Origin of the sequence: [Clostridium] aerotolerans DSM 5434, assembly GCF_000687555.1 — a bacterium.
GTDB lineage: Bacteria > Bacillota > Clostridia > Lachnospirales > Lachnospiraceae > Lacrimispora > Lacrimispora aerotolerans.
In genome coordinates this window covers 1-12478 of the sequence record NZ_JHWJ01000011.1, presented here as the reverse complement: position 1 = coordinate 12478, position 12478 = coordinate 1, and the positions used below count along the sequence as shown (strand labels likewise).

Annotated in this window: 7 protein-coding genes; 5 read left to right on the top strand and 2 right to left on the bottom strand. The window is 45.2% G+C overall.

The features are described 5' to 3' along the window. Window positions 1-22: 22 nt before the first annotated feature. The 5 genes from mgtA to T546_RS0114590 all read left to right on the top strand — a co-directional run bounded on the left by mgtA (window position 23) and on the right by T546_RS0114590 (window position 11286). Window positions 23-2668: a magnesium-translocating P-type ATPase gene (gene mgtA, locus T546_RS0114610; RefSeq protein WP_026892248.1), complete on the top strand. Its 2646-nt coding sequence runs from the start codon at window positions 23-25 to the stop codon at window positions 2666-2668. Window positions 2669-2736: 68 nt separating this feature from the next. Next, a complete protein-coding gene (locus T546_RS0114605; RefSeq protein ID WP_026892247.1) occupies window positions 2737-2961 on the top strand; it encodes a FeoA family protein in 225 nt (74 codons plus the stop codon). A gap of 79 nt (window positions 2962-3040) precedes the next feature. Beyond that, entirely contained in the window at window positions 3041-3316 is a 276-nt protein-coding gene (locus T546_RS0114600) for a metal-sensing transcriptional repressor (RefSeq protein WP_024837421.1), read from the top strand. Window positions 3317-3946: 630 nt separating this feature from the next. Next, window positions 3947-9241: an S-layer homology domain-containing protein gene (locus tag T546_RS24695; RefSeq protein WP_026892246.1), complete on the top strand. Its 5295-nt coding sequence runs from the start codon at window positions 3947-3949 to the stop codon at window positions 9239-9241. A gap of 173 nt (window positions 9242-9414) precedes the next feature. After that, complete coding sequence (locus T546_RS0114590) at window positions 9415-11286, top strand: heavy metal translocating P-type ATPase (RefSeq protein ID WP_026892245.1); 1872 nt, start codon at window positions 9415-9417, stop codon at window positions 11284-11286. A 44-nt stretch (window positions 11287-11330) separates the two neighbouring features. Here T546_RS0114590 and T546_RS0114585 read toward each other — a convergent pair whose 3' ends face one another. Then, window positions 11331-11726 (bottom strand): metal-dependent transcriptional regulator, encoded by a 396-nt coding sequence (locus tag T546_RS0114585; protein WP_034599454.1) that lies wholly within the window; start codon window positions 11724-11726, stop codon window positions 11331-11333. Window positions 11727-11763: 37 nt separating this feature from the next. Further along, window positions 11764-12381 (bottom strand): recombinase family protein, encoded by a 618-nt coding sequence (locus tag T546_RS0114580; protein ID WP_026892243.1) that lies wholly within the window; start codon window positions 12379-12381, stop codon window positions 11764-11766. Between the last annotated feature and the right edge of the window lie 97 nt (window positions 12382-12478).

Below are 12478 nucleotides of genomic sequence, written 5' to 3'. Positions count from 1 at the left end.
AAAAAAGAAAGGAATGAGACCAATGAGATTATTAACAGGAAAATTAAAGGATACCCAGCAAAAGAAGAACCGTCTTTTTAAGGAACAAGAGATCAGAAATCTTGCATTTCTTAAGGAAGAAGAGCTTTTTAAGCTTCTCTCAGCAAAAAAGACCGGCCTTACAGAGAGTGAGGCAGAAGAGAGGCTGCAGGAATTTGGCCCTAACGTAATTACAGCAGGAAAAAAGGATACGGCGCTTCACCGTTTGAGAGAGGCAGTCATCAATCCCTTTAACGTGATTCTATTAATCATAGCTGCTGTTACTTATTTTACAGATGTTATCGCATCATCAAAACCAGATTATCTGACCGTAGGAATTATCGTAGGACTTGTGGTGCTGTCAAGCCTGGTAGCATTTATCCAGTCCCAGCGTTCCAATGCAGCCGCGGAGCAGCTAACCCAGATGATATCCAATAAAGCAGATGTATGGAGAGACGGCGTACTTACGGAAATCCCCATGAGTGAGGTGGTTCCGGGAGATGTGGTTCAGCTATCCGCCGGCCACATGCTGCCTGCGGATGTCCGCTTTTTAACCACAAAAGACACCTTTCTGGCCCAGGCGGCACTTACAGGAGAATCAGCTCCGGTGGAAAAATTCAGCGATGGGGACAACAGCCCAAAGGACGCACTGACCGATCTTAAGAACATAGGCTTTATGGGTTCCAATGTGGTCAGCGGAAGTGCATTAGCCATCGTCTTAATGACAGGAAACAGCACATTCTTTGGCTCCATGGCACAGTCTCTTTCCGGTGATCGGGCAAAGACCAGCTTTGAGCGCGGTGTGGATTCCGTCAGCGGACTTTTGGTGCGGATGATGCTTATCATGGTTCCCATTGTATTTTTAATCAATGGAGTTGCCAAGGGAGACTGGTCAGGCGCTCTTTTGTTCTCCTTTAGCATTGCGGTTGGTCTGACTCCGGAGATGCTTCCCATGATCATGACCTCCACCCTTGCAAAAGGAGCCGTTTCCATGTCAAAGCACAAGGTCATCGTCCGAACTCTGGGAGCGATTCAGACCTTTGGGGAAATGGATATTTTGTGCACCGATAAAACCGGTACCTTGACAGAGGATAAGGTGGTACTGGAAAAATACATGGATATCAGGGGCGTGGATGATACCAGAATTTTACGTCATTCATTTTTAAACAGCTATTTCCAGACCGGACTTAAGAACTTAATTGACCTTGCCATTATAAACCGTGCCGAACAAAATGGCCTCAATGATATATTGGAATCCTACCACCGGGTAGATGAGATTCCCTTTGATTTTGCCAGAAGAAGAATGAGCGTGGTTTTATCGGACCGCTTAGGAAAGCTTCAGCTGATCACCAAGGGTGCCGTGGAGGAAATGCTGGAAGCCTGTAGCTTTATGGAAATGAACGGAGAGGTTCTTCCCATGGATGAGGAGACCAGAAACATTGCCATGGCTACCTACAATAAATACAATGCAGAAGGCCTGCGCATGATTGCTGTGGCTCAGAAAAATGAGGTGCCTGGAGTTGGTACATTCGGCGTGGCAGATGAACAGGACATGGTACTCATTGGATTTGTAGGCTTTCTCGATCCGCCAAAGGAGAGTGCAGGAGCCGCAGTTTCCGCCCTTTTAGAACACGGAGTTCGAACTGTAGTTCTTACCGGGGACAGCGAAGGAGTGGCAGCCAAGGTCTGTAAAAAGGTAGGGGTCGATGTAGATCATATCTTAACCGGACGCGATGTGGAGGCCATGACAGATGAGGCGCTTTTTGAGGCCGTGAAAACCTGTAATCTCTTTGCCAAGCTGTCACCCTCCCAGAAAGAGCGGGTAGTAAAAACCTTCCAGAGCGCAGGCCATACCGTAGGCTATATGGGAGATGGCATCAACGATGCACCGGCTCTTCATCAGGCCGACGTTGGAATCTCTGTTGAAAGTGCGGTTGACATTGCAAAGGAAACCGCGGATATTATCTTGCTGGAAAAGGATTTGATGGTGCTGGAGGAAGGCGTCATAGAAGGACGCCGTACCTTTGGAAACATTATTAAATACATTAAGATGGCTGCAAGCGGAAACTTTGGCAACATGATTTCCGTCATCCTTGCCAGCCTGTTCCTTCCGTTTCTTCCTATGCTTCCGGTACAGATCTTAACCCAGAACCTGCTTTGTGATTTTTCCCAGATGGGAATTCCATTTGACCGCGTAGACAAGGAATATTTAAAGAAGCCCCACAAATGGGAGACGAAATCCATTAAGACCTTTATGGGCTTCTTCGGTCCCTTAAGCTCCATCTTTGACCTGTTATGCTTTGGCGTTATGTGGTGGGCAGTGGGAGCCAACAAGCAGGAGCTTTCTCCCCTGTTCCAGTGCGGCTGGTTCGTATTTGGTACCGTATCACAGGTACTTGTTATCCACATGATCCGTACAGAAAAGCTGCCTTTTATACAAAGTATACCGTCTCTTCCCCTTCTGGTATCCACCTGTATTGTTGCCGCCTTGGCACTGGGAATCGGATTTTCAGGCTTTGGTGTGGGATTTGATATGAGACCTCTGCCTCTTGTATTTATTCCCTGGCTGGTGGCACTGCTTGCAGGATACTTAATCTGTGTACAGATTTGGAAAAAGGTATATATCAAACGCTATAAAGAATGGATGTAAGCCCTGCGTATGTCCCGGACCGGATTGGTTAGAATAACTCTCAACGTAAGCGATTAGGGAGGATTCTAATGGAATCATTAAATGATGTAAAAATCGGTGGGACCTATACCATTCAGTGGATGATGTGCAGTCCTCATACCATGGAGATGATGAAAAGCCATGAATTAGAAGAAGGCATGACCGTCCGTGTGGTAGGAGAATTTTATGGGAGCGTGATTCTGGGCGTGGGCGATAAGCGGCTTGCCATTGGAAAGGATGCGGCGAAAGATATTAAGGTGTCCAGCTTTTCTTAAGGTGATGACAGAGTATTGACAAGCCATGGATTTTGACCCATAATGTCCATATACCCCTGGTGGTATATGGAGGTGTGACATGAAACAATGTATGGATGCTGATAATCTGCATCGGCGCTTAAAGAAAATCATCGGACAGGTCCAGGCCATTGACCGCATGGTGGAAGAAGATGTTCCCTGCGAAGATGTTCTCGCCCAGATCAACGCAGCCAAATCTGCCCTTCACAGGGTAGGTCAGGTAGTTTTGGAAGGCCATATTAATCACTGCGTCAGAGATGGAATTGAACATGGAGATGCAGAAAAGACCATTGAAAGCTTTACAAAGGCAGTAGAACGATTTGCCAATATGACTTAAAGCCTGTGTAAAGGGTATCGCAATATCACAAGACATGATGTGATAGAGCGGTACCCTTATTTTTGTGCCAAAATCTATATTTCAACTATTACGAGTTGTGATAATGGCCTTAATGGAAGAAAATTCGAAAAATATCATGGTTACAAAACAGTATTTTATTTTTGTAAATTTCTAATATTTGTAATTATTATGCTTGTATATTTGTTAAATATATATTTAATTTCAAAAGGTACTGAAACATAAAAAATATATCTGTTATTTTTGAAAAACATATGATATACTACAAAAAAATGCCGAATATAGTAAAAGTTTGTCAAATTATCAGAGATTCCCAGAAGTGTATTTAAGTTGGAAACGCTGATTTTTTTAATTGAATAAAGGAATCGTGATCCATAACGCTATCTGCGTTCCTTATAAAATAGCGGCTTTGCCATTCTGCTGTGGCAGGTATGTGAAATCTTTCTGAAAGGGGTTGAAGATCAAGAGAAGGTACAGAATTTAGCTACATATCAAAGACATTGCGGCCACACCTAACAAATAGGAATCATTTTGTGTTTTCCTTAAAAGCGGTGAAATAGGAAAAGCAGATGATTTCCCAATCTCTGAATACTAGAAATGGGGAGAAAACAAATGAAAAAGAGAATTGTCAGCATATTTCTTATTATATGCATGGTCGTGGGTCTGATGCCGATTTCGGTCGCGGCAGAGGAAGGAACTCCTGGCTTTGGCTTGGAAAGTTTCACCACACAAACGGAAGAGAACGAAACAGCGACACCCTCTGAGGCAACAAAAGAACCAGAGGTAATAGAGGAAGAACCGGCAGTGGTCATAGAAGAGCCGGTGAATGAAGTGCCTGAGGTAAGCCCGATGGAGCTGGCAACGCCAGTTCAGGCTCTACTTGCGGAACCGGCTGTTGATATTGAGATCAGAGCGGCTCCCTTATATACCTTCAATGCAGCAGAAGAAGGCTACGGGGCCCGTCCACCTTATTACGTCAGTATTGTAAATAATGGTACAGTATCTTCGGGAGATCTGAGTATTGAGCTTAGCGAAGATAATGATAACTGCTTTCTCTTATCCCAAAACGTAGTTTCAAGCATTGGAGTGGGCGCAACAGATGGTTTTTCCATAGCTCCCATAACAGGATTGACAACAGGTACTTATTCCGCCACAATAACCGTATCCGGCAGTAAGATAGACGACCAAAGCTTTGATGTAAGCTTTACCGTTGTCCCGGCTGGAACCTTGTACAGCGTAAAAATTAGTACTTATTTTGACAATGTACCTACGGATATGGAGGGAGAAGTAGAATTAAGGACTTACACTTCCTCCATTCAAGTACCCTGGGTGAGCACGGGATATTACGAGACCGAGGTAGCAAACGGTACTTATGATGTCTATATTAACGGTGAGGAAACCAACAGGATCATCTCCGTCAGCAATAACGTAAGCTATGTATATATCGATTATTATACGGTAAACTTTTCAGCAGCTCATAGCGGAACCGCAACCGGAAGCACCATTACGGCAACAGCTGGGGGCAAGAAAATCCAAAGCGGAGCAAAGGTTGTCAGGGGAACTTCATTAATCATAACCGCCTCTGGTTCCGGCGCAGGAAGCTATACTTACTTATGGAGCGGAAGCGGTACCAGTGGTCAGACCACAGATGCACTGACCATTACGAACCTGACTGATACCATAAATGCAGTATGCGATGTAGTGGGAATCGGATTGATGCCTGATGATCCAGACTATGAAATCGGGGATAACCGGTATCTATGGACGGGTACGGATCAAACCATCATTCTTTCCGGAAGCAGTGAGACTCTCACCATCCATAAATCTCCGTCAGCAGTCATTAAAATTGAGGTGCAGTCAGACGATGGCTCCACAGTGACCATTGAGGGGAATTCGGTTTCCTGTGAAAGTACATACATCGAAGTTATCAATGATATCACTCTGAATTTAGAAGATCTTGATATCACCGCACCGGCAAAAACGGGTCTGGAAAATAACGGACTGCTGCTAAGTAAAAATGATAAAGAAGCAGACCAGATGGTAATCAATATTAGTGGTACCTGCAATATTGCCGGCTTTGGCAGCGGTAGCGCCATAAGGTCCATACATGATCAGAATCTTCTTATCACCGGCAGCGGAACACTGAATGTATACGGCGGAAGTCCCACGGCATACAGCTATGAAGGCGGCTCTGGTATTTACATGGAAGCCTACACCTATGCAGACAATCAGGGAGCCATGCTCACCATTGATGGGGGAGTCACAGTCAATGCTGAGGGTGGGGCAAACCCGGAAAATGACGGGGGAGCCGGAATTAAGGTGACCTGGGGAGATATTTTCATTGGTGATGCAGAGGTTAACGCAATTGGCGGAGAATCCGGGCTTATTTATGGAACGGGCGGTTTTGCTATCCAGGCATCCTACCCAAGCGTGGATCATACAAAGGGGGGGAACATCACCATTGAAGATGGGTCCATAACGGCAACGGGAGGAGATTCTCATAGAGCATACGGAGGCAGAGGTCTGGATGCATTTAATAAGCTCACCATAACGGGAGGAACCGTTGTTACAACTGGTGGAAACAGTGAAAACGGTGTAGGAGGAACGGCAGCCTACGGTTTTGAAGAGGGGATAAACATCACCGGAGGCAATGTCACCGCTACGGGAGGTAATGGAAACACCAACAGTTCCCTGGGGCTTTACAGCTTAACTGGTGATATTAATCTGGCTGGTGGAACTATAAATGTGACCGGCGGAGACGGAGAAGTAAACGGCTCCCATGCAGTCTATGCCCACAGCGGCTCCATCATTATTGAAAATGGTGCCAATGTCACTGCTACCGGAGGAAACGGAACCACTGGCGTAGGCGGTGTGGGACTGCGGGCGTATGGAGATTCTTCAGGAGCAGGAATGGTCAATATAGCTGCTGATGCAGGAGATGTTTTCATCCGCGGAGGAAAAGGCGCAGCTGCTGAACGTGATTCTGTTATGGGAAAGAAAGTTTACGCTTCCACAGGAAATATAAAAACCATTTTAATGGAGACAGGCTCCACAAATACCATTAAGAATGAAGCTGGTGGTGATGATGTATACTGGGTTAAGGCAACCGCAGATCCGGCAGCGGAAGTAGTTATAACATCAGAGGTTAATGGAAGCCTTGGCAGCTATACCTACCGAGCAGTGACTAAAGAAGACGGAGTGGCATATATGTGGTTGCCAAAAGGCTCCAGAACACTGTCATCAGCAGGTTATGAAACGAAAACCATACCTTTGTCCGGAGATAATAATTTAACGGAAGTAACCCTTCAAAAACCAATCTCCACTAAGGTTCCAGGTGCCCCTCAGAATGTAACAGCAGTGCCAGGAGATGGAAAAGCAGTGGTTAGCTTTTCTCCTCCAGTTGACAATGGAGGAAGCTCGAATCTTATTTATGTGGTAACTACCAATCCAGGAGGCAGAACATTTACCGGAACCGGCAGTCCCATTACGGTAACAGGGCTTACCAATGGCGTATCCTATACCTTTACAGTCACAGCTTCGAATGAAGTAGGAACAGGACCGGCCTCAGCACCGTCTGCGCCAGTAACACCAAAGGCAGCCATTACCGGAACTTATACAGTCTCCGGCAGGGTGGAGGAAGAGAGCAGTACCAATCCGGTCGCTGACGCAAATGTTGTTGTGAAAAAGGGAAGACGCCAGATGGGAAGCGGAGCTACCGATGAAGCTGGTAATTTTGTTATTCCTGGCATACCAAATGGCACCTATAACCTGATTGTGACCAAAGGAGGCAAAGTAGTTACCCTTCTTATCATCGTGGACAATGAAAATTTCGTATTTGGAGATGCAATCAAGCTGCCTGAGGGAATTACCAACAGCCTTGTAGATGTACAGGCAGGTGCACCTGATATTGTAGTAGGAAATCTGGAAGACCAGTTCACCCAGGAAGATAAGGAGTTTGCACAAATTCCTGGCAATAAGGTGGAATTAAAGCTGGTGGCAGGTTTAAGAAACGGACAGGAGATTAAGGAAGATGCTGACAAGATTAAAAGTTTTGCTTCCGGTAAAACCATTGGACTTTATCTTGACCTTTCTGTATTTAAGACACAGACCCAGAATAACCTTCCGGGCACACCTCAAAGAATCTCTATATTGCCGGATATTATTGAAATAGTATTACCTCTCCCGGAAAACCTCCAGGGGAAATCAGGACTTTCTGTACACCGGGTTCATAATGATACCGTACAGACTCTTAAAAATGGGGCTGGGGATGAAAACGGTGAGTATTTTATAGAAGGAACCGATACCATTACCATCTATACAAAAAGCTTTTCTACCTATGCAATCAGCTATACCGGCAGCAATACGGACGGTGGAAGTAGCAGCGGCGGAAGCTCTGAAAACGGACAGGCTGTTTGCAGCAGATGGACCGGTCAGCCTGTTATGGGCAGAGAGGAACTATCAGCCAGTGAATCTCAAAATGGAAAAGCAACCATAAATATAACAGAAAAAGCAGTGTTAGATGCCATGACCAGAGCATGGGAGGAAGCAAAGGCTAAGGGTAAGACAGCCAACGGAATAGGCGTTTCTCTTTTGGCAAAGGATATTGCCAAAGAGCAGAATCCTGAATTTGTTCTGCCCCAGCATGTAATGAAAATACTGACTGAAAAGAATGTAAGACAATTTGAATTAAAGAGTAGTCAGGGATCCATAAATTTTGACATAAATTCCATAAGGGATATCCGCAGGCAAAGCACAGGAGATGTTAGCATCACCATGTCTGCAAAATCAAATCTTTCTGAACAGGGAAAGACCATGAGTAAGAACCGTCCAACCTACGGAGTAACTGCCAGGTTTGAAAGGGATGGAAATTCCATAGCAATCACCACTCTTGGAGGTGGAACGGCAATTTACGGGATTCCTTATATTCCGGCTGAGAAAGAAGACAACGGCTATCTTTACGGAGTGCATGTAGATGAGCAGGGACAAGAAACCCGAATCCCAGGCTCTGCCTATGATGATAACACAAAGAGTGTAATTCTCTCTTCCAACCAATTTCAGACCGTTGGTGTAGGGTATACAGCTCCAGCCACTGGATTTACTGACATATCCGGTCATTGGGCAAAAGAGGCTATGGAATATGTTTCAGGTAGAGGTCTGATGAGCGGAACCTCAGACATTTTATTTTCCCCGGATGCCCCGGTGACCCGTGGAATGCTGGCAATCGCTCTTGGCAGGCTGGCTCATGCAGATACCGGCAATTTTGCGGTCAACAGCTTTATTGATGTAGCCCCTGATAGTGTTCTGGCACCTTATGCCGACTGGGCAAATAAAAAAGGCATTCTTAAGGCAACGGGAAATAAACAGTTCTCCCCGGATCAGAAAGTAACCAGGGAAGAGATGGCGTCTGTGCTAAACGCTTATAGAAAGAATGAATTTGGCTGCCTACCGCCTGTTACCAGGGAACTTGTGAATTATGATGACAGCAGCAACATTGACAGGGCTTATACATCTGCTGTTTATGAAATGCAGCAGGCTGGCATTGTCATGGCAGAAGAAGACCATAACTTCCACCCGAAAAACCAAGTTACACGGGCCCAGGCCAGCATGATGCTTCATCGGCTGGTAAAGGTATCCATTGATCCTAAAGCGGCCATGGGTTGGGCCATGAATGACAGCGGACAGCTTATGTACTACAAGGATGAAAAAGCATATACCGGCTGGCTGAATGCCGATGGAAACGGCAGCAGCAAATATTATTATTTTACCGTAAATGGTATGATGGTATCCGGTAAATGGTTGAAGATCAAAGAGAAATGGTATTACTTCTACACCGATGGAACCCTTGCAGTCAGCACAAGAATAGACGGTTACGATATCGATGAAACTGGTGCAATGAAATCAGAATAAAAGAGTAATATAAGTTTTCACCATAAGAGAAGTTCCTTGATTCCAGTGTTCTGCATTTTTGCAGAAGCAATGGATTAGGGAACTTTTCTTTTTTTATCTTGACAACCCATACCCCCATTGGTATATTAAGGATGTACATATACCCCTATAGGTATAAAAGACGGGAGGAAGTCATGGAAAAATTAGAAGAATTAATGGATTGGGGCGGTAGTAAAAAGGATATCACATTACTTGTAATATCCGGTGTGTTTCTGATAAACAGTCTTTTCCATCTGGTGCCCCTTCCCTTTGACGGGGCTTGGGTAGCCATACTTTTATGCGGGATTCCCATTATCCTGGAGGCAGTCATTGGCCTTGTGACAGAATTTGATATTAAGGCCGATGTCCTGGTCTCCATTGCTTTGATTGCGTCTGTTATCATTGGAGAGCACTTTGCTGCCGGAGAAATAGCTTTTATCATGCAGCTTGGAGCCTTGTTAGAAGACCTGACTGTAGAAAAAGCAAGAGCTGGAATCGAGAAGCTGGTACATTTAACCCCACGCACTGGCAGAAGGCTTGTATCTAATAAGGAAGAGATTATCCCAGCAGAGCAGATCAAGGCAGGAGATATCTTAAGAGTACTGCCAGGAGAGACCATCCCTGTAGACGGCGTGATACTAACTGGTCAGACCTCCATGAATCAGGCAGTGATGACGGGAGAATCCATGCCAGTGGATAAGAAAGAAGGGGATGAGGTCTTAAGCGGATCGGTCAACCAATTTGGCTCCTTTGATATGAAAGCTATAAAGGTAGGAGAAGACAGCTCCATACAGCGGATGATCCGTCTGGTCCAATCCGCAGATGCTGGTAAAGCTAAGATCGTAGGCATTGCCGACCGGTGGGCCACCTGGATTGTAATAACAGCGGTTCTCTCCGCGGCACTTACCTGGTTTTTCACCGGTGAGATTTTAAGGGCAGTAACCATTCTGGTAGTGTTTTGTCCCTGTGCCCTTGTCCTTGCCACCCCCACCGCCATTATGGCTGCCATTGGAAATGCAACGAAGCACGGATTTCTGGTAAGAGAGGGAGATGCCCTGGAGCGTCTGGCAGCTGTTAAAAAGGTTACCTTTGATAAAACAGGAACCCTCACCTACGGGACTCCTGGAGTCTCTAAGGTATCCAGCTTTTTAACAGAGTTGACTAAGGAAGAAGTATTTGAAATGGCAGCTGGAGCGGAAGCACGTTCTGAGCACCCATTGGGAAAGGCCATTGCTCTTTCCTACCGGGAAACCACAAAAAAAGAAGCACCTGATGGGGAAGAATTCGTTATGCTGCCTGGCAGAGGTGTTAAGGCGAGGGTGAAGGGGAAGGAGGTCATGGTAGGAAGTCCTGAACTTCTCCTGACAAAGGATATTACCCTTTTGCCACAGCAGATTGAAGAAGGGGAAGAGTACAGGAAAACGGGCTGCACCGTTGTATATGTTTCCGTGGATGAAAGGGCAGCAGGACTTGTGGCCTTATCAGATACCATGCGGGAGGAAGCGGCTTTCGTGGTTTCCAAGGTGAAGGAAGCCGGAATCACTCCAGTGCTTCTTACAGGAGATCACAGGAACGGGGCAAGACAGATCGGAGCGCAGCTGGGAATCGGGGAGGTTCATGCCAGTTGTCTTCCAGAAGACAAGATGAGCTTTATAGAATCCTGGCAGAAGGAAAAAGAGTATGTCTGTATGATTGGGGATGGAGTCAATGACGCGCCGGCCCTTAAAAAGGCGTATGTAGGAATTGCAATGGGAGGCATAGGAAGCGACATTGCAGTCGACGCTGCTGATATCACTCTGGTGAGTGATGAGATCAAGGAGCTGCCTCATTTGCTTCGAATGTCAAAGAAGATGATGAGAACCATAAAGTACAATCTGGCATTTTCCATGATTTTAAATTTTATTGCCATCGTTCTTGCTATGACAGGTGTATTAAATCCGGTCTTAGGTGCCCTGGTACATAATGCAGGTTCTATTCTTGTAATTATTAATTCTGCATTTCTCTTGACCTGGAGAGAAAAGGGATAAAAAAAGAAAGTGTGTAAGTATCGATATGACTTACACACTTTTCTTTATGGATTCTGATCCTTATTCACATGATCCTTAATCGCAGCAAAGCTTTCAGCGCTTATCACGTGTTCCACCCTGCAGGCATCTTCGATTGCGATCTTAGGAGTGACACCCAGAGAGATGAGCCAGTCAGACAGTAACGTGTGGCGCTCGTACATTCTTTCTGCAATTTCCTGTCCTTCTTCCAGCAGAGTGATGTAACCGTTTTCGTCCACCTCAATATACCCGTTCTCCCGGAGATTTTTCATGGCGACGCTGACGCTGGGCTTGGAGAATTCAAGCTCTCCTGCGATGTCAATGGACCGTACATTTCCATTTTTCTTATGAAGCATCAAAATGGTTTCCAAATAATTTTCAGCAGATTCCTGAATCTTCGTAATAACACCTTCTTTCTGCATAATCTCTTCTTATTCTATCACAGATTGCCCCTGGTTTTCAAGTCGGGTCTTCGTTTCCACTTCCTTTATGCTTCTTTATCATGGTCCGAAACTGACTGATGGTAATTCCCAGAGCTTCACTTGCGGTTCTTAAGCTGTATTCCCTTCTTTCCCATTTTTCATAAACCGGGTAAAAGTCCTCTGGAAGAGGAGACGGAAACCGCCCTAAATGCCGGCCCTGAGCCTTTGCAATGGCAATTCCTTCTGCTTGTCTCTGCTTAATATTCTCACGTTCCGCCTGTGCTACATAAGAAAGCAGCTGAAGTACAATGTCTGATATCAAGGTACCAATTAAGTCCTTATTGGTACGTGTGTCAAGAATAGGCATGTCAATAATGACAATGTCTGCTTTTCTGATTTTGACAATTTCCCTCCATTCCCTTTGAATGTCTTCGTAATTTCTTCCCAGCCGGTCAATGCTTTTCACCACCAGGACATCTCCTTCTTTTAGTTTTCTCTTTAGCTTCTGGTATTGCGGCCTGTTAAAATCCTTACCGGATAATCTATCACAATATATATTCTTTTCCAATACTCCCCATTTGTTAAGTTCAACTAACTGCCGTTCCATATTTTGGTCGAGGGTTGATACTCTCACATAACCGTAGAAATTGTTCATACTATTTTAAAACCTCCTGTCGTTACTAGTATGGCAGAAAGTGCAGATTTTAAAATGAGACAAGCATACCATGTTGCTAAAAAGGTGTACCTTTTTG

What these genes read in the sequence shown, in the direction of transcription:
- mgtA (WP_026892248.1), top strand. Translation starts at nt 23, where the DNA reads ATGAGATTATTAACAGGAAAATTAAAGGATACCCAGCAAAAGAAGAAC.
- T546_RS0114605 (WP_026892247.1), top strand. Translation starts at nt 2,737, where the DNA reads ATGGAATCATTAAATGATGTAAAAATCGGTGGGACCTATACCATTCAG.
- T546_RS0114600 (WP_024837421.1), top strand. Translation starts at nt 3,041, where the DNA reads ATGAAACAATGTATGGATGCTGATAATCTGCATCGGCGCTTAAAGAAA.
- T546_RS24695 (WP_026892246.1), top strand. Translation starts at nt 3,947, where the DNA reads ATGAAAAAGAGAATTGTCAGCATATTTCTTATTATATGCATGGTCGTG.
- T546_RS0114590 (WP_026892245.1), top strand. Translation starts at nt 9,415, where the DNA reads ATGGAAAAATTAGAAGAATTAATGGATTGGGGCGGTAGTAAAAAGGAT.
- T546_RS0114585 (WP_034599454.1), bottom strand. Translation starts at nt 11,726, where the DNA reads ATGCAGAAAGAAGGTGTTATTACGAAGATTCAGGAATCTGCTGAAAAT.
- T546_RS0114580 (WP_026892243.1), bottom strand. Translation starts at nt 12,381, where the DNA reads ATGAACAATTTCTACGGTTATGTGAGAGTATCAACCCTCGACCAAAAT.